Raw genomic sequence first — 21,807 nt, forward strand, 5'->3', positions numbered from 1 at the left:
ACCCCCGGTGGCGGATGCCCGCACCGGGGGTTCCGTCATGCCTGCGCGGAATATCCATGCGGACACATGCGTTCGCACACGCGTAGGCGGACGACGAGGTCCGATCGGCATCCGTCTGAAAGGCACGACCATGAGCACTCCCACCCTCGACCGCACCGCCCCGACCGAGCATCCGGTGCTCGACGTGCTCGCCGCCCGCTGGAGCCCGCGCGCGTTCGACGCCACCGCCCCCATCGACGAGGCCAAGCTCGCCGCCTCGCTCGAGGCCGCGCGCTGGACGCCGTCGGCCAACAACTCCCAGCCGTGGCGCTTCATCGTCGCCCGCCGCGGCACCGCGCTGCACGCGCAGATCGTCGACTCGCTCGTCGGCTTCAACCAGACCTGGGCCGTGAACGCGGCCGTGCTCGTCGTCGCCATCGCCGAGACCGCGACCGAAGAGGGCACCCCGATCACCCACGCCCTCTACGACCTCGGTCAGGCCGTCGCGCACTTCTCGGTGCAGGCCCACCACGAGGGGCTGCTCGTGCACCAGATGAGCGGCTTCGACCCCGAGGTCGTGCGCGAGTTCGCCGACCTCGACCCCCGCTTCGCGGCCGTGACCGTCTTCGCCGTCGGCGAGTTCGGCGACGTCGAGGCGCTGCCCGAGGTGCTGCAGCAGCGCGAGACCGCACCGCGCGTGCGCCGCCCCGTCTCCGAGTCGGTCATCCTCAGCGCCTGACCCGCTCGTCTTCCTCCGCTCCCGTCGCACTTTCTGTCGCCTGCGCCCGCCCGCAGCGACAGAATGTGCGACGGGAGCGTTCTGATTTGTGAGGGGTACGGCGCGACCACCCCGCCCTACAATCGTCCAATGGCCATTCAGCGCAGGGTGAAGTCCGTCGAGCAGTCGATCGCCGAGACGCACGACGAGAAACGCTCCCTGCGCCGCTCGCTCGCGGTGTGGGACCTCGCCGTCATGGGCGTCGCCGTCGCCGTCGGCGCGGGCATCTTCTCGGTCGGTGCCGAGGCATCCGCCCGCCACGCCGGTCCGGCGGTCATCATCTCGTTCCTCATCGCCGCCGTCGTCTGCGGACTCGCGATCCTCTGCTACGCCGAGTTCGCGTCGTCGATCCCCGTCGCGGGTTCTGCCTACACCTTCACCTACTCGACCCTGGGCGAGTTCCTCGCCTGGATCATCGGATGGGACCTCATCCTCGAGATGCTCATGGCGTCGGCGGTGATCGCGAAGTACTGGGGCGTGTACCTCGGCGACGCGGTCTCGCTGTTCGACCTGCAGATCCCCATGACCCTCCACCTCGGACCGTTGAGCTTCGACTGGGGCCCCGTCGTGATCGTGGCGGTCTTCACCACCCTGCTCGCCCTCGGCACCCGCCTGTCGAGCCGCGTCAACAGCGTGTTCACCATCATCAAGGTGGCGATCGTGCTCTTCGTCATCGTCGTCGGGCTGTTCTTCGTCAACGGCGCCAACTACTCCCCCTTCGTTCCCCCGGCGCAGGAGGGCGTCGCCTCCGAGAGCGCATGGACGCAGTCGCTCTTCTCGTTCCTCACCGGGGCCGACCCGTCGATCTACGGCGTCTTCGGCATCCTCAGCGGCGCCGCGCTGGTCTTCTTCGCGTTCATCGGGTTCGATGTCGTCGCGACCAGCGCCGAGGAGACCAAGGACCCGAAGCGCACCGTCCCCCGGGGCATCCTGCTCGGTCTGGTGATCGTCACCGTGCTCTACGTGCTCGTGGCCGTCGTCATCACGGGCATGGTCTCGTACACCGAACTGGCGAAGCTCGACGAGCCCTCGCTCGCCAGCGCCTTCGAGCTCGTCGGGGCCACCTGGGCCGCGCAGGTCATCGCGATCGGCAGCCTGGTCGGCCTCACCACCGTGGTGATGGTGCTGCTCATGGGCCTGGCGCGGGTGGTCTTCGCGATGAGCCGCGACGGCCTGCTCCCCCGCTCGCTCAGCGTCACCGACGCGAAGCGGGGCACGCCCATCCGCATCCAGCTCATCGTCGGCGTGGTCATCGCGATCATCGCCGGTTTCACCGACGTGCAGGTGCTGGGCGACATGATCAACATCGGCACGCTGTCGGCGTTCGTCCTCGTCAGCATCGGGGTGCCGATCCTGCGCAAGACCCGACCCGACCTCGAGCGCCCCTTCACCGTTCCGCTGTCGCCGTGGCTGCCCTGGATCTCGGCGCTCGCCTGCTTCTGGCTGATGCTGAACCTGAGCACCGAGACGTGGCTGCGCTTCGGCATCTGGCTCGCGCTCGGCATGATCATCTACTTCGGCTACTCGCGCCGTCATTCGCTGATCGGCCAGGGGCTCGAGAAGGACGCGATCGGCGGCCTCCGGCGCCCGCCCCTCTCCTGACCCCGGCGCCGAGCCACGACGCACGAACGCTCCCGTCGCACTTTCTGTCGCCCCGCCGAGGCGGAAACGACAGATAGTGCGACGGGAGCGTTGTCGTGGGGAGGGTCAGACCTCCGGGGACGACGACGTCAGGGCAAGACCCGTGCCGTCGGCAGCGACGTCGACGCGCACCGTGTCGCCGTCGCGCACGCCGCCCGAGAGCAGCGCCGTCGCCAGCTTGTTCTGCACCTCGGTCTGGATGAGGCGGCGCAGCGGCCGGGCACCGAACACCGGGTCGTAGCCGCGCTCGGCCAGCCACGACCGCGCATCCGGGGTGACGGCGAGCGTGAGCCGACGGTCGCGCAACCGCGTGTGCAGTTGGTCGATCGACAGCTCGACGATCTGCGCGAGGTCGTCTTCGCTGAGCGCCTGGAACATCACGATGTCGTCGAGCCGGTTGAGGAACTCCGGCCGGAACGCCTGACGCACGAGCGCCATCACCTGCTCGCGCTTCTCGTCGACCGACAGCACGGGATCGATGAGGATGGGCGAACCGAGGTTGGACGTCAGGATCAGGATGACGTTCGAGAAGTCGACCGTGCGCCCCTGACCGTCGGTCAGCCGACCGTCGTCGAGCACCTGCAGCAGCACGTCGAACACCTCGGGATGCGCCTTCTCGACCTCGTCGAGCAGGATGACGCTGTACGGGCGACGACGCACGGCCTCGGTGAGCTGACCGCCCTGCTCGTAGCCGACGTATCCCGGAGGGGCGCCGACGAGACGCGACACCGAGTGCTTCTCGCCGTACTCCGACATGTCGATGCGCACCATGGCGTGCTCGTCGTCGAAGAGGAACTGCGCGAGCGCCTTCGCGAGCTCCGTCTTGCCGACACCGGTCGAACCCAGGAACAGGAACGATCCGGTGGGGCGACCGGGGTCGCTGATGCCGGCGCGCGAGCGGCGCACCGCATCCGACACGGCCTTCACCGCATCCTTCTGGCCGATCAGGCGCTTGCCCAGCTCCGACTCGAGGTGCAGCAGCTTCTCGGTCTCGCCCTGCAGCAGTCGTCCGACGGGGATGCCCGTCCACGCCGCGATGACGCCGGCGATGTCTTCGTCCGTGACCTGCTCGTTGACCATCCGCCCCTCGTCGCCGTCGGCACCCTCGGAGCGCTCGGCCTCCATGAGCTCGCGCTCCAGGGCGGGGATCTCGGCGTACAGCAGCCGGGACGCGCGTTCGAGGTTGCCTTCGCGCTGCGCCCGCTCGGCGTCGATGCGCGCCGCGTCGAGGCGGGTCTTGAGATCACCGACGCGGTTGAGCGATGCACGCTCCCGCTCCCAGCGGGCCTGCAGTTCGGCGAGCTTCGCCTCTTCGGTGGCGAGGTCGTCGCGCAGCGCGGCCAGCCGCTCCTTCGACGCCGGGTCCTTCTCCTTCTTGAGGGCGAGCTCTTCGAGCTTCAGACGGTCGACGTGCCGGCGCAGCTCGTCGATCTCGACCGGAGCCGAGTCGATCTCCATGCGCAGCCGCGACGCGGCCTCGTCGATGAGGTCGATGGCCTTGTCTGGCAGCTGCCGGGCCGGCAGGTAGCGGTTCGACAGGGATGCGGCGGCGACGAGCGCGCCGTCGGCGATGGCGACCTTGTGGTGAGCCTCGTACCGTTCCTTGAGGCCGCGCAGGATCGCGATCGTGTCTTCGACCGTGGGCTCGCCGACGTACACCTGCTGGAAGCGTCGCTCGAGAGCGGCATCCTTCTCGATGAACTCGCGGTACTCGTTGAGTGTGGTGGCGCCGATGAGCCGCAGCTCGCCCCGGGCGAGCATGGGCTTGAGCATGTTGGATGCCGCGACCGACCCCTCGCCGCCGCCTGCGCCCATGAGCACGTGCAGCTCGTCGATGAACGTGATGACGCGTCCGTCGGACTCGGTGATCTCCTTGAGCACGCTCTTCAGCCGTTCCTCGAACTGGCCGCGGTACATCGCGCCGGCGACGAGGGCCGAGATGTCGAGGGTGACGAGCTCTTTGTCTTTGAGCGACTCGGCGACGTCGCCCGCGACGATGCGCTGCGCGAGGCCCTCGACGACGGCGGTCTTGCCGACGCCGGGCTCGCCGATCAGCACCGGGTTGTTCTTGGTGCGTCGGGTGAGAACCTGGCTCACCCGACGGATCTCGCTGTCGCGCCCGATGACGGGGTCGAGCTTGCCCTGGCGTGCGCGGTCGGTGAGGTTGATGCCGAACTGCTCGAGCGCGGTCTGCTGCTCGTTGGGGGATCCGGTCTGGGGGTTGCTCATCTGTCCCTCCTGGGAGACTCCTTCTGGTCGATGGTCACTCAAACTTGAGTTGGCTTGACTCAAGTTTAGCAGGAGGTGGCGTCGGCGACAACGGGCCGACGGTCAGCGGATGCCGAGCACCGCATTCCAGATCGCGCCTGCGACCTGGCGTTTCGTTCCCGCCGCCTCGGCGACGACCGCTCCGCCCTCGCCGATCACCTCGACGGCGTTGTGCGGCTTCTCGAACCCGTGCTCCGCATCCGCGAGGTTCACCGCGAGCAGATCGACGCCCTTGCGCTCGCGCTTGCCGCGCGCACGCTCTCGGCGATCCTCGGCATCCGGCAGCGTCTCGGCAGCGAATGCGACGATCGTCTGCCCGGCGGGGGCGCGCCCCTCGGAGCGCGCCGCCGCGAGGGCCGCCACCACGTCTTCGTTCTCGACGAGCTCGATGCGTCCGAGCCCGCCCTCGGCCTTCGTGAGCTTGTGATCGGCGGCCTCGCGCGGCCGGTAGTCGGCGACCGCCGCGGCCATCACCACCACGTCGGCCGAGGCGGCGGCATCCTTCATCGCGGCGGACAGTCCGGAGGCCGTGCCGACGTGCACGACGTCGATCGACGGATGCTCCGCCGCATCGAGCACCGCGGCATCGACGTGCGCGGCCACCAGGGTGACGAGGGCGCCGCGGGCCGCAGCCTCCGCCGCGAGCGCGGCGCCCTGTCGGCCGCTCGACCGGTTGCCGAGGAACCGCACGGGATCGATCGGCTCTCGTGTGCCACCGGCCGAGATCGCGACACGGAGGCCGCTGAGGTCGCCGGGGGCGAGGAGCGCCTGCACCGCGGCGAGGATCTCCTCCGGCTCGGACATGCGCCCCGGGCCCGCATCACCACCGGCGAGCTCGCCATCGGCGGGACCGACGAGGTGCACTCCGCGGGAGCGCAGGGTCGCGATGTTCGCCTGCGTCGCCGCGTGCCGCCACATCTCGGCGTGCATCGCGGGGGCGATGAGCACCGGCGCCTCGGTCGCCAGCAGCGTCGTGCCGAGCAGGTCGCCCGCGAGACCGGCCGCCATCGACGCGATCGTGTTCGCGGTGGCCGGAGCGACGACGACGAGGTCGGCATTCTGCCCCAGCGCGACGTGCCGCACGCGCGCGACATCGTCGTGCACGCTGGTCGTCACGGGATGACGGCTGATCGCCTCCCACGTCGGCAGACCGACGAAGCGCAGCGCGCCCTCGGTGGGCACCACCGTGACGTCGTGCCCCTCCTTGATGAGCAGGCGCACGAGGTGCACCGCCTTGTATGCGGCGATGCCGCCGGTGACTCCCACGACGATGTTCACGCCTCCGATTCTGCCCCAGCATCCGTCCGCCCGGGCCGTGCCGGCGACGCGGGGCGCGCCTAGACTCGGAAGGGTGTGCACGGTCGTGATCGATGTCGAGAGCGCAGGCGCGGCGCGGCTGCTGGCCGTGCGCGACGAAGACCCGCAGCGCGAATGGGATGCCCTCGGCCCCTGGTGGCCGGAGCGGTACCCGGGCGTGATCGGCATCCGTGATCGCCGCGCCGGCGGCGCGTGGCTCGCGGTCGACCCGGCACGGGGCCGCCTCGCCGTGCTGCTCAACCGCGCCGACCTGCAGGAGCTGCCCGCTGAGCGCGCGGTGTCCCGCGGCACACTCGCGCTCGAGTCGGTAGCCGGGCACTCCCCCGCAGGCACCCCGCCCATGCACGGGTTCAACCTTCTGGAGGTCGGACCGGAGGGCGCCCGCGTGCTCTCGTGGGACGGCGTCGAGGTGCGCGAGACCCCGGTCGCGCCGGGGACGCACATGATCGCGCACGACGACCTCGACGACCCGGCGACACCGCGCATCGACATGTGGCTCCCCCGCTTCCGCGCCTTGGGTCCGGCCGCGGAGAGCGAAGACTGGGCAGCCGACTGGACCGGGCTGCTCGCCGAATCGGCGGAGCTGTCGCCCGATGACGACCGCGCGATCATCCGCGACAACCGCCCGCACGGCTACCCCACCCAGTCGCTGCTGTACGCGACAGCATCGCTCACCCCGACCGGCGTCGAGGTGCGCGACCACACGCTTCCCACCCCGGCGCACTGGGGCTGACCGCATCGGGCATCCGTCCGGCGCCGCCCGTCCACGCGGCGCATCCACCCCGCGCCACCACCGCACCACGTCGCGCATCCACCCGCCACGCCGGACGACTGCGTAGTCATCGGCCGGCCCCGCCGGTCTAGCATGGAATCCCCGGCACGGAAGAGGAGGGGCCATGCCGTCGAGAACCCGCGGGGTCACGAGCATCGATGTCGCCAAGGCGGCGGGCGTCTCGCAGACCACCGTCTCGCGCATCGTCAACGGTCGCGAAGGCGTCTCCGACGAGATCCGCACCCGGGTCGAGGCCGCCATCGAACGGCTCGGCTACCGCCCGAACCTCAGCGCCCGCAGCCTCGTCACCAGCCGGACACAGACGATCGGCGTCGTGCTGGGCGACCCGCGCAACAGCTACTACGCCGAGCTGCTGCACACCATCAGCGGCGAACTCACCCGCGCCGGCTACCGCACCCTCATCCTCTCGGGCCGCGCCGACACCACGGAAGACCTCGCCCGCACACTGTGGGAGACGAACGTCGACGGCGTCATCCTCACCACCACCCTGCTGTCGGCCGACGACGAGGGTCGCATCGTCTCGCTCGGCGTGCCGGCCGTGACGATGGGCCCGGGCGCCGTGACCGACAACGACTCGATCTCGCCCGACAACCTCGACGGCGGCCGCATCGCCGGCCGTCATCTCACGTCACTCGGGCACCGCCGCATCGGCGTCATCGCCGGTCCGCTCACCACCGCCTCCGTGCGCGAGCGCCACGAGGGCTTCCTCGCCGCACTGGCCGACGCCGGCGTCGAGTTCCACGACGAGCTGTTCGAGTCGGCGAACCTCGACTACACCCGCGCCTTCGACGCCGCGACGCGCCTGCTGCGCCTGCCCGAACCGCCGACGGCGCTGTTCTGCCACAACGACCTCACCGCGTTCGGCGCCCTCAACGCCGCGAAGGCCCTCGGCATCGGCGTTCCCGAGGATGTGTCGATCCTCGGCTTCGACGACGTCGCGATGTCGTCGTGGCAGGCGTTCGACCTCACGACGGTGCGCCAGCCGATCCTCGACATGGCGCATGGCGCGGTCGAGCTGCTGCTCGCCCGCCTCGCGTCGCCCGGGCAGGATGCCGCGCATGTGCTGCTCCCCTGCTCGCTCGTGGAGCGCTCCACCACCCGCGCCCTCTGAGCCCGCTCCCGCACCTCCCCACCCCCGTACCCCGGGCCCCGCCCCTGCTCACCCCGCCCTCGCCCCCCTCTACCCCGGTTGCGGGATCGAAATCGCACGCCCAAGCGCCGGGGAGCGTGCGATTTTGATCCCGCATCGTTGGTGAGGCGGGACGGGGGGCGGGGCGGGGACCGCGGGTCAGGAGGCGAGGGCGGGGGCGGATGCCGGGACCGCGCACGAGAAGCGGGCCCGGTAGGCCGTGGGCGTCGTACCGAGCACGCGGGCGAAGTTCTGCCGCAGCACCGCGGCCGATCCGAAGCCGCACTCCTCAGCGATGCGGTCGAGGGCGAGGTCGGTGCGTTCGAGCATCCGCTGCGCGTGGATGATGCGCTGCCGGGCGAGCCAGGCCGCGGGCGTCGCCCCGTACTCGGCCTTGAACCGCCGCGCGAAGGTGCGCGGCGACATGAGCGCTCGGGCGGCGAGTTGATCGACGCCGAGGTCGTCGCGGAGGTGCTCGACGGCCCAGTCGGCCACGGCCGCGAGCGAGTCGCTCGGCACGACGGGGATGGGGCGATCGATGAACTGCGCCTGGCCGCCGTCGCGCTGCGGCGGCACGACCATGCGGCGGGCGATGCGGTTGGCGAGTTCGGCTCCGAGCTCGACGCGCAGCAGGTGCAGGCAGGCATCGATGCCTGCGGCCGTGCCGGCGCTCGTGATGACCCGGCCGTCCTGCACGAACAGCACATCGGGGTCGATCTCGACCTCGGGGTACATCGCCGCGAGCGTCTCGGAGTACATCCAGTGGGTGGTCGCCCGTCGCCCGTCGAGCACCCCGGCTGCACCGAGGATGAAAGAGCCGCTGCAGATCGTGAGCACCCAGGCCTCGCGCTCGACGGCGTGCCGAGCGACGTCGATCAGCAGCGGGTCGATATTCGTCCAGTACTCGCGCGGGATCGGGCAGAACACCACGAGGTCGGCCTCGTACGCGAATGCGAGATCGTGCTCGACGTTGATCGAGAACCCGAGCTTCGAGGTGACGACCCCCGGATGCGGCGCGACGACGCGGAAGTCGAAGTTGGGCACACCGTCGGCCGACCGATCCAATCCGAACGCCTCGCAGGCGAGCCCGAACTCGAACGGGGCGAAACCGTCTTGGACGATGCAGGCGACGGTCTTCACAGGGCCTCCGAGGCTTGGCAGGATTCCTACGGATACCGTCCGTGCTGCCACTCGTGGCAGTTACGGCGCTTCCGTAGCGTTTCTGCCATGGTACTCCTCCTTCTCCTCCTCGCCTCCGTCACCTGGGCCGGCGTCGCCACGGCCGTCGAACTGCGCCGCGACGGATACCGCCCGACCCCGACCGACTGGAACCGCGTGCCGCCGGGCGACCCCCTGCAGCGCGCCGAGACCGCGCACGGCTACCGCTGACCCGCGGGACTGCGGCGCGGCATCCCGCACGCACCGATGCCCGGAATCCCGGCGCCCGCCCATCGCGCCGAGAACACCCGGGGGTCTACGCTCGGGGCATGAGCGACCCGCAGCAGCCGTCCTTCCCGCCGTCCCCGTCCCCGCACTTCGGCCAGCAGCAGCCCGGCGCGCAGCCCGGTCAGCAGTACGGCCAGCAGCCCGGCCAGCAGCAGTACGGCCAGCAGCAGCCGGGCGCGCACCAGGCCGGCGCCCCGCAGCCCGCCTCGCCGTACGGCCAGCAGCAGGGCCAGCAGCCGTACGGCCAGCAGCCCGGCCAGCAGCAGCCCGGCACGCAGCAGCCGTTCGGACAGGCCGCCCCGCAGCATCCGGGCTCCTACGGCGCCCCGCAGGCCCAGCCCGCATACGGCCAGCAGCCGTACCCGCAGAACGCGGGCGGCACGGGCGGCGGACTCGCGCGTCTGGCGTTCATCCTCGCGCTCGTCGGCTTCGCGATCTCGACCCTCTACTCGCTGATCTACCCGTTCATCTTCCTGGCGCAGCCGATGGACTACGAGGGCCTGGGCGTGCTCGGGTTCGTGGTCAACCTGCTGGGCTTCCTCGCCGCCGCAGCCGCACTCACCCTGGGGCTCATTTCGCTGCGACGCACCGACTCGCGTCTGCTCGCCGGCATCGCGATCGGCGTCGGCGGCGCTCAGGTCGTCGGCGTGCTGGTGGGCTGGGTGAGTTCGCTCTTCTACGCGCTGGGCTGACGACGCGCTCCCGCATGCCGGCCGCGAGACCTCACGTGTGCCCTGAGACACCACGGCACACGTGCGGCCTCACGGCAGAAGTGGTGTCTCACCGCGCGCCGAGCACCCGCTCGTACACCTCGACCATCGCGGCCGTGCGACTCGACTGACGGAACGCCTCGGCGACCTCGGGAGAGGGGGTCGGTGCGCGGCCGTCGGAGATGTCGGATACGGCGATCCGCAGCGTCTCGGCGAGCGCGTCGACGCGGCGCGGCTCGTCGGCTCCGGCATCCGGAACTGCCCAGAACCCGCTGCCCAGCTCGGCGGCAATGTCGGGGTCGCTGATGATCGACGGCGTCCCCAGGGTGGCTGCCTCGAACGGGGTCATGCCCTGCGTCTCGAAGCCGATCGACGTCTGCACGAGAGCATCCGCCGCCGCGATGCGGGCCAGCGTCTCGGGGTAGGTGAGGCGCCCGGCGAAGCGCACGCCGTCGCGACCGGCGACGATGCGCTCGGCGGCCGCGCGCTGCCCTCCGCCGCCGATCACCTCGAGCTCGGCATCGACACCCGAGGCCACCCACGACTCCAGGAACGGCAGCAGGCGCTTCTCGGGACTCATGCGGCCGAGCCACACGAAGCGCGGACGTCCGGGCGGGCGGGTCGACGGAGCATCCGCCAGTGTCTGGGCGCGCACATCGTCGTCGATGCCGTTCCAGACGACGTCGACGTGGTCGAAAACTCCGTGCTGCTCGAGCCGTCGCGCGAAGTGGGTCGACGGGGCGGTGACGGCGGATGCCTCGGCCGCGAGCCCCCGCAGGAACGCCCATCCGTCGCTCCCGCCGACCCGCTCGCCCACGCCGCGCAGGGCGGCTCGACGCCAGGCGTTCAGCACCGCGAGGGCCGGGCGGTGCAGCGGGGTCACCGCGGCCATGCCGACGTCGACGCGGTTGTGCATGGTGTGCACCACGGGGATGCCGTGGCGGTGGGCGTAACGGTGTCCGATGAACGCGCCCCAGAAGTCGGCCTGCACGTGCACCAGGTCGACCGCGGGACGAGCGGCCATCGCCCGGTCGAGCACCCGGTCGGTCGCGCGCCCCGGCCAGCTCATCGCGTACTCGCGGTCGAGTGTGATCGGCATCGAGGGCAGGTCGAGGTTCCCCGGGTGCGGGGCCGTGTGCTGCGCGCGAGCGCCGTGCATGCGCGGTGCCACGACCGTGACCGTGTGCCCGGCGCGTTCGAGGAAATCCCGCTGCAGCCGCATCGACACCTGCGCACCGCCGAGCGAGTCGAGGTGCTGGTCGCCGAAGAACACGACGTGCATCGGCGTCACTCGGGTAGCGGGGCGTCGCGGTACAGCGCCTCGAACGTGTCGAGCGTGCGGTTGATGTCGTGGATGACGACACCGTCGAGCGAGGCCTGCTGCATCCGCTCGTACTCAGCCGGGTCGGCCGTGAGCACGTCGGTGAGACGGGCGGCGAGTTCGTCGGCGTTGCCCGGCTCGAACAGGTAGCCGTTCTCGCCGTCGTGCACGAGGTGCGGCAGGGCGACGGCATCCGCCGCGACGATCGGCAGCGCCGACGCCATCGCCTCCATGGTCGCGATCGACTGCAGTTCGGCGATCGACGCGATCACGAACAGGCTGGCGCGCGAGAGCAGCGCCCGCAGCTCCTCGTCTGTGGTGCGGCCGTGGAACGTGACCCGCTCGGCGAGGCCGAGCTGCGCGGCGAGGTTCTCGAGCTGCTTGCGCTGGTCGCCACCGCCGACGATGTCGAACGTGGTGTCGAGCGCCGGGTCGAGCTTCGTCATCGCCTGCAGGATGACCTCGATCTGCTTCTCGGCGGTGAGGCGTCCGACGAAGACGATGCGGTTCTGCTCGCGCGTGCCCAGCACGGGCGTGTACTGGGTGCGGTCGATGCCGCAGCTCACCGGGATGACGCCCTTCACCGCGACGGTCTTCTCGAGGAAGTCGGCGGCACGGCGGGTGGGCGTCGTCACGGCCCGCGCGAGATCGAACGTGCGCTTGGCGTCGGCCCACGCGTGCCTCAGGATGAACCGGTTGACCGCATCCGGCATCTTCGTGTGCTCGAGGATGTTCTCAGCCATCACATGGTTCGTGGCGACCACCGGGATGCCCCGCTGACGCGCGATGCGCGCGAGACCGCGACCAATCACGATGTGCGACTGGATGTGCACGACATCGGGGTTCACCCGGTCGAGCACCGTGCGGGCGTAGTGCTTCGAGCGCCACGGCCACACGAAACGCAGCCAGTCGTGCGGCGCCCAGCGCACCGAGGGCAGTCGGTGCAGGGTCATGCGCTCGCCCTCGATGATCTCGGTGTGCGGGCGCGCACGGCGATACGCCTGGTTCGGCGCCGAGACGTGCACGTCGTGTCCGCGCTGCACGAGACCGGCGGCGAGCCGCTCGGCGAAGCGGGCGGCTCCGTTGATGTCGGGCGCGAACGTGTCGGCGCCGATCAGGATGCGCAGCGGCCGCTCACCGGCGGATGCGCTCGTCGGGTCGGAGGGAGAATCAGACATGCTGCCTTACGGTAAGCGGTCGAGGAGTGCCCGGCGGGGCGGCCCGTGAGGGCGCTGGCCACTCTACCGGAGGGCCCTGCGCGGGCTGCAGAGGCCCACCGGCATCCTCTCGGGTCGACCGTCTACCGTGGGGTCATGCGACTGATTGCGGATGCCGACCCCGCGCTGTGGATCCCCGTGACCGACTCCCTCGGCTGGAGGGGGCGGCGTCACCGCAAGGCCGCGATCCGCATGCTGCTGGGTCAGGCGAACCAGACGCTGGGCGCGACGGGGCGCCCGGGCTCGAAGCTCGGCGCCTGGGCGATGAACCAGGCGGCGCCGATGCTCATGAAGCGCGCCGACGGCCGAGTGCTCGTGTGGACGTGGAAGGCCGAGCCCGACCTCGTCGTCGCGATGGCGACCGTGCAGCAGCTCACCCCCGAGCTGCGCATCGCGCGGGCGTCGATGCCGATGGAGTACGACGACACGGTGACGTTCCGCACGGCCCTCGGCGCCGGCGAGAAGCTGATCGTGCCGGTGCCGCCGTCGCCGAATGCGCCGCCGTTCGCGACCTACACGTGGGACGCGGGGTCGCACCTCATCACCCTCACCGCGATCTGCAGCGACCGCGAGCGCTTCGGCACGGTCGAGAGCGCACTCGACGACCTCGCGCGGAGCATCCGCATCGCCGACGACCTCACCGGCGGCGAGTCGGGCGACGTGCTCCGCCTCCCTCCCGCCTGACCCGCGCCCTCCTCCCCTCTTCCCCCCGGTCCACATCCGCTCCCGTCGCATTTTCTGTCGCCTGGAGCGTGTAGAAGCGACAGAAAATGCGACGGGAGCGGTGGGGGGTGGGTGTGGGACGGACGGGGTCAGGGGTGCAGGCGCATGCAAACGAGCGAGGGGCGAGCATCCCACGACGGCACGGGGGTGAAGCCGCGCGATTCGTACAGACGGATGGCGTCGGTACGCCACTGCCAGACGGAGAGGCGCACACGACCCCCGGCGGCGACCACGGCGGCGTCGAGGAGCGCGGAGCCCACGCCCCGCCCGCGCACGTCCGGCGCGGCCCACAGCCGCTTGATCTCCCACTCGCCCTCGACCTCGCGCAGCACGACGACGCCGACGACCTCGCCCGCGATCTCGGCGCCCCATACCGAGCAGTCCGCGTAGGCGATCAGCGGGTCGTTGACCTCGGCCGCGTACGCCGCGGGGAGCCCGACGGTGGGAGCGGCGACTCCGCGGGCGACCTTCTCCTTCTCCGTCTGCCGGAGATACTCCGCGACGAGCCGCGCCACCGCCCCCGCATCCGTCCCCGCGAGTTCCGCCCGTCGAATCATCCCCCCAGTCTCCCCCCTCTCCCCCACCTCCTGCTCTCCCCCTCTCCCCTCCCTCCTGCTCCCGTCGCATTTTCTGTCGCCTGGAGTGCGGAGAAGCGACAGAAAATGCGACGGGAGCAGAAGGGGAGGGAGGGAGGGTCAGCCGGCGGTGGCCTTGTCGTAGGCGCGCATCGCGGCCTGCTGGGCGTCGGCCAGAGCATCCTCGGGGCTCTTGTCGCCGAGCAGCGCCGCGGTGATGGCGTTGTTCAGCTCGTTCTGGATCTCCTGCCCCGCGGGCGACGACCCGAACGACTGGCCGTAGTCGACCACGTCGTAGTAGGTCGAGATCACCTGGTCGAAGCCGGCGTTGCCGCTCTCGACCACGTACTCGTCGCGCAGGCGCTGATCGGCCGCGGGCGAGCCGGTGAACAGGCCCGTGTTGATGCCGCCGTCGGCCTTGCGGGTCTCGGCCCGCGCCGCACCGGCCTCGTCCCACGCCTCGTCCGAGGTGAGGTCGAGCATCCAGGCGCACGCGGCGGAGGGGTTCTTCGCCCCGGCCGGGATGACGAACGCGGTGCCGGAGGCGACCGAGAACGGCTCGCCGTCGGCGTCGCGGAACGGCACCGCCTCGAGCTGCACCTGGTCGACGTACGGCGAGAGCACGTTCGGGTACCACTGGGCGTTGACCTGTGCGCCGACCTGACCGGCGACGTACTGGTTGTTGTCGCCGAACGTGTCGAACGAGTCGGTGAAGCTCTTCACCGCGGCGAAGCCGCCCTGGGCATCCGTGATCTGCTTCAGCATCTCGATGCCGGCGACGTTGCTCGGGTCGTCGAGGGTGGGCTTGCCGTCCTCGTCGTTGAGCTGGCCGCCGAGGGCGAGCACCCACAGGCCGCTCTGCCCCGTGGCGACGGGGTCGAAGCCGAGCCGGGTGGGCACGCCGTTCGACTCCTGGTACATCTTCTCGATCGCGGCGAGCAGCACGTCGGGCTTCGACGTGTCGATCTCCTCGGCCGTGACACCCGCCTCGTCGAGCACGGTCTTGTTCAGCAGGATCGCGGGCGGCTGGTAGAACTGCGGCACGCCCCACACGGCGTCGTCGTAGGTGACGTCGTCGACGACGGCCTCGTACCAGTACGAGCGCGGGTCGACGTCGTGCGCGTCGAAGCAGGCGTCGAGCGGCATGATCAGGTCTTGCGCGGCGTAGGTCGTGACGTAGCGGCGGTCCATCTGCACCACATCGGGCACGTCGCCCGAGGCCAGGCGCGTCGTGAACTTCTGCGCATCGAATGCGGTCGCGTCGAGGTCGACCTCGACCCCGTCGAGTTGCGCGGCGGCGTAGTCGAGGCGCGAGGTTCCGACGTCGTCGGCGTTCTCGAAGCCCCAGGCCGAGAGGGTTCCCTCGGGTTCGGCGTCGAAGTCGGCGTCGGCGGCCTGGCCGCCACCTCCCGACCCGCATCCGGCGAGGACCACGACGGATGCCGTGACGAGAGCTGCGGCAGCGGCTGTTCTGCGCATCATGTTCATTTCCTTTCTCGGCGGCGGCGGATGCCGCTCATCCCTTGCGTCCCTGGGTGGCCACGCCCTCGATGAAGTACCGCTGCCCGAAGGCGAACAGCACGAGCATCGGGAGGGTGACCAGCAGGGCCGCGACCATGACGTACTGGTAGTCCCCGTGGCCGCCCGCGGTGGGGCTGTACTTCGTCATCGCGTAGGCGATGCCGAGCGGGGCGGTGAAGTCCTCCGGAGAGCCGGCGTTGAGGTAGATGAGCGCCGACTGCAGGTTGTTCCAGCTCGCCTGGAACTCGAACAGGAAGACGATGACGAATGACGGGATCGACAGGGGCATCGCGATGCGCCAGAACATCTTCCAGTAGCTCGCGCCGTCGAGTCGGGCGGCCTCGAACAGGTCGCGCGGCAGCCCGAGGAAGAACTGCCGCTGCAGGAAGATGTAGAACGCCGACCCGAAGAGGTTCATGCCCCACAGCGGCACCCAGGTGCCGAGCATCCCGGTCTGCTTCCAGATCAGGTAGATCGGGATCATGGTGACCGCGCCGGGGAGCATCATCGTCGCCAGCACGAGGCCGAACAGCAGCCCGCGCCCCGGGAACCGGAAGTACGCGAACCCGAACGCCACGACCGAGCTCGAGATCGACACGGCCGCGGCGGCGAGCAGCGCGATCATGACGCTGTTGAACATCCAGTTCGTCAGCGGCAGCTGGTTCCAGACCTCGACGTAGTTCTCGGGGGTCGGCGTCTTCGGGATGAGCGAGTTGTCGAACACCTCGCCGCGCGGCTTGAGGCTCGCCGCGAGCAGCCACACGAACGGGTACAGGAACAGGGCCGCGAACCCGATGAGCAGCACGAGACGCAGGATGCGCCCCACGACACTGCTCTCGCGGGCGGCGGCGGTGTTGCGTCGGCGCCGGCGCTTCTCGGGAACCGTGACGACCGTGGTCGACGGCTCGCGCGGCGGCTCGACCGACGAGGGCAGGGGGCGGTAGGACGTGGACATCAACGATCCGCCTCGTAGTAGACGAACTTGTTGCTGAACTTCACCTGGATGACCGTGATGATCATGATGATGACGAAGAGCAGCCAGGCCATGGCGGCGGCGAATCCGAAGTCGAACTGGCGGAACGCCTGCTGGAACAGGTAGATCGCGTAGAACAGCGACGCTTCGGGCGACGAGTTGCTCTGGTCGCGCCAGAACAGCACGTAGGCCTGATCGAACACCTGGAAGGCGGCGATCGAGAGCACGATGACGTTGAAGAACATCGCCCCGGAGATCATCGGCAGGGTGATCGAGAAGAACCGGCGCACCGGGCCCGCGCCGTCGAGCGAGGCCACCTCGTAGAGCTCGGTCGGCACGTTCTTGAGGGCCGCGAGGAAGATCACCATGGTGCCCGCCACGGTCCACAGCGTCATGAGCACGATGCTGGGTTTGATCCAGGCGGGGTCGACGAGCCACTGGGGTCCGTCGATGCCGAAGAGCCGCAAGAACTGGTTGACGGCCCCGGAGTTGCCGTTGAGCAGCAGGAAGAACATGGCCGCCGTCGCGACCGCCGGGGTCATCCTGGGCAGGTAGTAGAGGGTGCGGAACACGCCGGAACCCCGACGCACCCCGGCGAGCAGCATGGCGAGCACGAGCGCGACGATGATCTCGAGCGGCACCGCCATCACGGCGTAGAAGAGGGTGTTGCCGAGCGAGACGGCCACGCGCGGATCCTCGAAGAGGTTGGCGTAGTTCGCGAGCCCGATGGGCTTGGCGGAGTTCGTCGCGAGGTTGTACGAGCTGAACGAGATGACGAGGCTGTAGATCATCGCCCCGGCGGTGAAGATGGCGAAGCCGATGATCCAGGGCGAGATGAACAGATATCCCGCGATCGCTTCCCGCCGGTTGTAGGTGACCTTGCCCCGCCGCGCGCGTTCGAGCCGCTTCTCGGCTCGCCGCTCCGTCACGGACTGGTCTGACATGAGCGTGACAGTAGAAGCGCTTCTCCACTTCCGCGCGGGGGTTGCAACTTCTCTGGAGATGTGATTCCGCTGTGAATCGCTTCTCTCCGGCGAAACGACCTGGTAGTGGAGACGGAAGAGGGGGCGGATGCCGCAGCATCCGCCCCCTCTCGACCCTCCGGGCCTCAGACCGCGACGTCTCCGACGAGGTTGACCTTGATGCCCATGCCGTCCAGCATCGCCGCCTTGGCAATGAGGGCCTTGTCGGCCGTCTCGGCGTCGGGCGCGTAGACGAGCTGCGCGTGGTTGGCCTTGTGGCGGGCCATGAACTGGTCGCGCGAGACTCCGTGCAGCACGACGTGAGCGATCGGCCACTCCGGGTTGGTCGCGTCCTTGCGGCGCTGGGTCTCCTCCTCCGGCAGCTCGATCACCGACGCGCGGAAGATGTCGGCCTGCAGGATGCCGTCGGCGATGAACACCCGCGACAGCACGATCTCGCCCGGCTTCGAGACGCCGTTGATCGTGGCGCCGCCCGCCGGGAAGAACACGTGACCCTGGCGCCAGCCCTCGGCGTTCTGCCATCCGCCCAGGTGCGAGGCCGGAACGGAGCCCGAGATCTCGTACACCCACACGAACTGCCCGTCATAGTCCTCGCCCCAGCGCACGTCGTGCAGGGTGTTGTCGGGCACGAGGCCCATCGCCCGCCACACGCGGTCGGTGACGAGCGCGTCGACCGCGACGCCCTCGTCGGCCTCGTTGAAGTGGGGGAAGGCGCGACCCTCGTGCAGCACGCGCGAACCGTCGCGCGAGGTCACCGGCGGACGCTCGGTCGAGTTGAGGATGCCCTCGGCCAGGTCCGAGGCCGGAACCAGGTCCTTCAGGCCCTGCTGGTACTGGATACCGACCGCGTCGAGGCCGAAGTCGTCGGCGATGCGGAGGGCGGCGATGTACATCTTCAGCTGCCACTGCACCTGGTCGCGGGTGAGCTCGGTGGCGGCGTCCTCGCCGTAGCGGAAGGTCATGCCCGCGTCGATCAGCCAGTCGTATGCGGCATCCGCCTCGGCATCGGTGACCTCGAGCATCTCGGCGTACAGCGCCGACTGCGACAGGCGCTCCTTGTAGATGCCGGTGGCGTTGAGCAGCTCGTCGTCGAAGATGGCGTTGTACATGCCCATGCAGCCCTCGTCGAAGACGCCGATGATGGCCTTCTCGGCGAGCAGCTCGGCGGCGAGCGCCTCGCCCAGCTCCTTCTCGGGGCTGTCGGGCAGGGCGGGCAGAGCGCGCACGTGCGAGGCATCGTGCGTGATCGAGCCGGTCTCGGTCCATTCGCGGATGCCGGACTGGAACCACTCGTCGGTGAAGTCGACCGACCAGATCGTGGCGTACGGCTTGTCCATCTTCGTCAGGCCGGCGTTGAGGCCGAGCAGACCGACGAGTCCGGGCCAGTCGCCCGCGAAGTTCGCGACGGTCAGGATCGGGCCCTCGTGCGTGCGGAGACCGGCGAGCACGTGGTGCGAGTACTGCCAGACGGCCTCGGCGACGATGAGCGGAGCATCCGTCGGGATGTTCTTGAACACCTCGAGGCCCATGCGCTGGCTCGAGATGAAGCCGTGACCGGTCTCGGGGTCGACGTCGTTGGCGCGCACGACCGTCCAGCCGAGGTCGTTCAGCACGCCGGTCACGCCGGCTTCGAGCTCGACCTGGGTGGGCCAGCCGGCCGTGTTGGCCGACTCGCGCAGGTCGCCCGAGGCGATGAGGTAGGCGGTCTTGGGGGCGGATGCCGGGCGCGATGCCGGCGTCGGGAGCGTGTAGCTCATGGTTCCTCCGTTGCTGGTGGGCCGGTTCGAGGGTCAGGGGCGGGCGGCGCCGCGCTGGTCGGCGGCGAGTTCGTGCACCACGTCCTTCGTGCCGGCGTAGAGGCGCACGTACCGGTCGAAGAGGGTGTCGTACGTCGCCCGCAGGTCGGCGTTCGGGGTGATCGTCTCGGTCACCGGGTTCCAGTCGGTGATGAGCGGGGCGTCGCCGTCGGGCGCGATGGCGACGGCCGCGAGGAAGGCGGCGCCGTAGCTCGCACCGATCGTGGTCGCGGGCACCTCCTGCACGAGACCGGTGACGTCCGAGACCACCTGCAGCCAGAGGCGACCCTGAGTGCCGCCGCCGACGGCGACGATGCGGCGGATGTCGGCGCCCGCCGCGCGCATGGTCTCGACGTTGTGCCGCACACCGAGGGCGGTGGCCTCGAGAGCCGCACGGTACAGATCGCCGCGGGAGTGCTCCAGGGTGAGGCCGACGATCGCGCCACGGGCATCCGGATCCTGGATCGGGGTGCGCTCACCCGCGAAATACGGCAGCACGAGCAGACCGCGGGCACCGGGCCCGGACGCCTCGGCCTCGGCGAGCAACTGCGGGTAGTCGGCGTCGGTGAGGTCTTTCAACCAGGCGGTGAGCGCGCCCGAGGTCGAGAGGCCGCCGGCGAGGTTGCGGGTGCCGGGGAACGCGCCCGCCGTGGTCCACATCGACGGGGTGCGGAGGGTCGCGTCACCGGTCGCGACGAGGAACATCGTCGTGCCGTACATGAGCATGAGATCGCCGACCTCGTGGGCGCCGACGCTGACGGCCTCGGTCCAGGCGTCGATCGTGCCGGTGATGACGGGGGTGCCGGCGGGGATGCCGGTGAGCGTGGCTGCGGCGGGCGTCACGGTGCCGGCGACATCACCCGCCCAGGCCAGCCGGGGCTGCACGATGGCCGTGGCGTAACGGCCCCAGAACGGCGCGTGCCAGCGCTCGTGCTCGATGTCGTAGAGGGGTGAGACCTGGCTGGCCGACTGGTGGTCGAGCACGTAGGCGCCGGTGAGCTTGCGGGCGAGCCACGACGCCGGCATGAAGAGGCGGCGGGCGCGGGCCCAGGCATCCGGCTCCTCCTCGGCGACCCACGCGATCTTCGGACCGCCGGCCTGCGAGGTGAGCACCGATCCGCCGACGCGCGTGATCTCGTCGACGCCGAGGTCGGCCGTCATGCGCTCGATCTGGGTCGTGGCCCGGGTGTCGACACCGTAGAGGATGGCGGGGCGCACGGGCTCGTCGTTCTCGTCGGCGAGCAGCACGCACGGCCCCATGCCGCTGACGCCGACCGCGGCGATCTCGGCATCGGGATGCGCGGCGAGCAGTTCCTGGGCGAGCGAGACGAACTCGTCCCACCAGATCGCGGCATCCATCTCGACCCAGCCGGTGCGCGGCCGCGACACGTCGTGGCTCCGCGTCGCCGACGCGACGATGGTTCCGTCGTCGGCGACCAGCACACCCTTCGTGCTCGACGTCCCGACATCCACCCCGAGGGTGCAGCGCATGGTGTCCTCCTCGATCATGCTCGGGACGAGCGTAACTGAAATCGATTTCACAGTGCAAGCGGAAAGTCTGGTTGCGTAGTCAGCATGGGGATGTCGACCGCGTCGACCCGTAGCCGAGAACCGTTAGCGGGACGCGCTCGCGCGCTGCACCTCGCCGCGCAGCACCACCGTGCGGGCGGGCTGCGCGTCGCCCGCGATGCGCTCGAGCAGCAGTCGCGCGGCGGTCGTGCCCATGTGCCGCGCGGGCAGTCGCACCATCGTCACCGCGGTCGGCGACAACGTCGTGAAGGGCAGCGAACCCACGACAGCCACCCCGAACGCCGGCGGGGTGAGCCCGCGCTCGGTGAGCACCTGGATCGCACCCACACCGATGAGGTTGTTACCGGCGACCACGGCATCCGGCGGCTCGGGCAGCGCGAGCAGCTCTTCCATCGCGGCGCGCGCCCCCTCCACCCGATACGTACTGAAGCGCTGCAGCGTCTCGATGTCGTCTTGCGTGCCGGCGAGCGCTTCGCGCCAGCCCGCGGCACGGTCGGCCGCGGTGTCGATGTCTTCCGGACCGCCGATGTAGGCGATGCGGCGATACCCGGCCTCGATGAGCGACGAGGTCGCGGCGATCGCCGCCTCGCGGTTGGCCATCACCACTCCGTCGAGGTCGTAGCGGGTGGCGCGGTCGACCGCCACGACGGGACGCCCGGTCGCGAGGATGCCGTCGAGCTCGGTCGTCGGTGAGGCCGTGGCGATGATGACGCCCGCCATGTTCTCGGCGACCGCGATCTGCAGGTAGGTCTGCTCCTTCTCGGGCTGCGAGTCGGAGTTGCACAGCACGACCGAGTACCCCGCCTCGGACGCCACGTCTTCGACGCCGCGCGCCATCTCGGTGAAGTACGGGTTCTCGATGTCGGGGATCACGAGCGCGATCACCTCGGCGCTGCGCCGCCGCAGCGTGCGGGCGGCGCGGTTGGGGGTGAAGTCGAGTTCGGCGGCCGCGCGGCGCACCGCCTCGACCTTCTCGGGCGACACCTTGGTGCCGTTGAAGACCCGCGAGACGGTGGCCGGCGAGACTCCGGCGCGCGACGCGACGTCGTAGATCGTGGTCATGTGCCGCCCTTTACCGATCGGGCCCGTGCCCGGATGCTTCACCCT

The 21,807-nt window shown here is 70.2% G+C and carries 19 protein-coding genes; 7 read left to right on the top strand and 12 right to left on the bottom strand.

Annotated features, from left to right (window positions below; all coding sequences use genetic code 11):
- Positions 1-130: 130 nt before the first annotated feature.
- Together RWS82_RS11355 and RWS82_RS11360 are read left to right on the top strand one after the other, a co-directional pair.
- Positions 131-718 (top strand): nitroreductase family protein, encoded by a 588-nt coding sequence (locus RWS82_RS11355; RefSeq protein ID WP_314650206.1) that lies wholly within the window; start codon positions 131-133, stop codon positions 716-718.
- Positions 719-847: 129 nt separating this feature from the next.
- Positions 848-2,359 (top strand): amino acid permease, encoded by a 1,512-nt coding sequence (locus tag RWS82_RS11360; RefSeq protein ID WP_314650207.1) that lies wholly within the window; start codon positions 848-850, stop codon positions 2,357-2,359.
- 105 nt (positions 2,360-2,464) lie between these two features.
- Here RWS82_RS11360 and RWS82_RS11365 read toward each other — a convergent pair whose 3' ends face one another.
- Together RWS82_RS11365 and coaBC are read right to left on the bottom strand one after the other, a co-directional pair.
- Entirely contained in the window at positions 2,465-4,627 is a 2,163-nt protein-coding gene (locus tag RWS82_RS11365) for an AAA family ATPase (RefSeq protein WP_314650209.1), read from the bottom strand.
- A gap of 102 nt (positions 4,628-4,729) precedes the next feature.
- Positions 4,730-5,944, bottom strand: a complete 1,215-nt coding sequence (gene coaBC, locus RWS82_RS11370) for a bifunctional phosphopantothenoylcysteine decarboxylase/phosphopantothenate--cysteine ligase CoaBC (RefSeq protein ID WP_314650211.1) — start codon at positions 5,942-5,944, stop codon at positions 4,730-4,732.
- A gap of 73 nt (positions 5,945-6,017) precedes the next feature.
- Between coaBC and RWS82_RS11375 the strand changes: the two genes are divergently transcribed.
- Together RWS82_RS11375 and RWS82_RS11380 are read left to right on the top strand one after the other, a co-directional pair.
- On the top strand, positions 6,018-6,716 hold the full coding sequence (locus tag RWS82_RS11375) for an NRDE family protein (protein ID WP_314650213.1): 699 nt from the start codon (positions 6,018-6,020) through the stop codon (positions 6,714-6,716).
- Positions 6,717-6,879: 163 nt separating this feature from the next.
- On the top strand, positions 6,880-7,887 hold the full coding sequence (locus RWS82_RS11380) for a LacI family DNA-binding transcriptional regulator (RefSeq protein WP_314650215.1): 1,008 nt from the start codon (positions 6,880-6,882) through the stop codon (positions 7,885-7,887).
- A gap of 177 nt (positions 7,888-8,064) precedes the next feature.
- On the opposite strand, the gene RWS82_RS11385 is transcribed toward RWS82_RS11380, so the two are convergent.
- On the bottom strand, positions 8,065-9,045 hold the full coding sequence (locus tag RWS82_RS11385; protein WP_314650217.1) for a helix-turn-helix domain-containing protein: 981 nt from the start codon (positions 9,043-9,045) through the stop codon (positions 8,065-8,067).
- Positions 9,046-9,132: 87 nt separating this feature from the next.
- Here RWS82_RS11385 and RWS82_RS11390 point away from each other — a divergent pair, with 87 nt between their 5' ends.
- Both RWS82_RS11390 and RWS82_RS11395 read left to right on the top strand, forming a co-directional pair.
- The gene (locus RWS82_RS11390) at positions 9,133-9,294 is read left to right on the top strand and encodes a hypothetical protein (RefSeq protein WP_314650219.1); all 162 of its coding nucleotides are present in this window, start codon (positions 9,133-9,135) and stop codon (positions 9,292-9,294) included.
- 98 nt (positions 9,295-9,392) lie between these two features.
- Entirely contained in the window at positions 9,393-10,043 is a 651-nt protein-coding gene (locus tag RWS82_RS11395) for a hypothetical protein (RefSeq protein ID WP_314650221.1), read from the top strand.
- Between the two features lie 88 nt (positions 10,044-10,131).
- On the opposite strand, the gene RWS82_RS11400 is transcribed toward RWS82_RS11395, so the two are convergent.
- Entirely contained in the window at positions 10,132-11,343 is a 1,212-nt protein-coding gene (locus RWS82_RS11400; RefSeq protein ID WP_314650641.1) for a glycosyltransferase, read from the bottom strand.
- 5 nt (positions 11,344-11,348) lie between these two features.
- Complete coding sequence (locus RWS82_RS11405; protein ID WP_314650223.1) at positions 11,349-12,560, bottom strand: glycosyltransferase; 1,212 nt, start codon at positions 12,558-12,560, stop codon at positions 11,349-11,351.
- Positions 12,561-12,695: 135 nt separating this feature from the next.
- On the opposite strand from RWS82_RS11405, the gene RWS82_RS11410 reads away from it, so the two are divergent.
- Complete coding sequence (locus RWS82_RS11410) at positions 12,696-13,283, top strand: hypothetical protein (protein ID WP_314650225.1); 588 nt, start codon at positions 12,696-12,698, stop codon at positions 13,281-13,283.
- Positions 13,284-13,411: 128 nt separating this feature from the next.
- On the opposite strand, the gene RWS82_RS11415 is transcribed toward RWS82_RS11410, so the two are convergent.
- From RWS82_RS11415 to RWS82_RS11445, 7 genes are all read right to left on the bottom strand, one after another.
- On the bottom strand, positions 13,412-13,879 hold the full coding sequence (locus tag RWS82_RS11415) for a GNAT family N-acetyltransferase (RefSeq protein ID WP_314650226.1): 468 nt from the start codon (positions 13,877-13,879) through the stop codon (positions 13,412-13,414).
- Between the two features lie 138 nt (positions 13,880-14,017).
- Positions 14,018-15,379 carry a sugar ABC transporter substrate-binding protein gene (locus RWS82_RS11420; RefSeq protein WP_314650229.1) on the bottom strand — a complete coding sequence of 454 codons (1,362 nt, stop codon included), beginning with the start codon at positions 15,377-15,379 and terminating at the stop codon, positions 14,018-14,020.
- A gap of 34 nt (positions 15,380-15,413) precedes the next feature.
- Positions 15,414-16,373 (bottom strand): carbohydrate ABC transporter permease, encoded by a 960-nt coding sequence (locus RWS82_RS11425; protein WP_314650231.1) that lies wholly within the window; start codon positions 16,371-16,373, stop codon positions 15,414-15,416.
- Positions 16,373-17,335 (bottom strand): sugar ABC transporter permease, encoded by a 963-nt coding sequence (locus tag RWS82_RS11430; protein ID WP_314650232.1) that lies wholly within the window; start codon positions 17,333-17,335, stop codon positions 16,373-16,375. Before RWS82_RS11430 ends, RWS82_RS11425 begins: the two co-directional genes overlap by 1 nt.
- 164 nt (positions 17,336-17,499) lie before the next feature.
- Complete coding sequence (locus RWS82_RS11435) at positions 17,500-19,131, bottom strand: fucose isomerase (RefSeq protein ID WP_314650233.1); 1,632 nt, start codon at positions 19,129-19,131, stop codon at positions 17,500-17,502.
- A gap of 33 nt (positions 19,132-19,164) precedes the next feature.
- Entirely contained in the window at positions 19,165-20,679 is a 1,515-nt protein-coding gene (locus tag RWS82_RS11440; protein ID WP_314650234.1) for an FGGY family carbohydrate kinase, read from the bottom strand.
- A 105-nt stretch (positions 20,680-20,784) separates the two neighbouring features.
- Complete coding sequence (locus RWS82_RS11445; protein WP_314650236.1) at positions 20,785-21,762, bottom strand: LacI family DNA-binding transcriptional regulator; 978 nt, start codon at positions 21,760-21,762, stop codon at positions 20,785-20,787.
- Positions 21,763-21,807 lie beyond the last annotated feature (45 nt).

Source organism: uncultured Microbacterium sp., assembly GCF_963528945.1.
Lineage (GTDB): Bacteria > Actinomycetota > Actinomycetes > Actinomycetales > Microbacteriaceae > Microbacterium.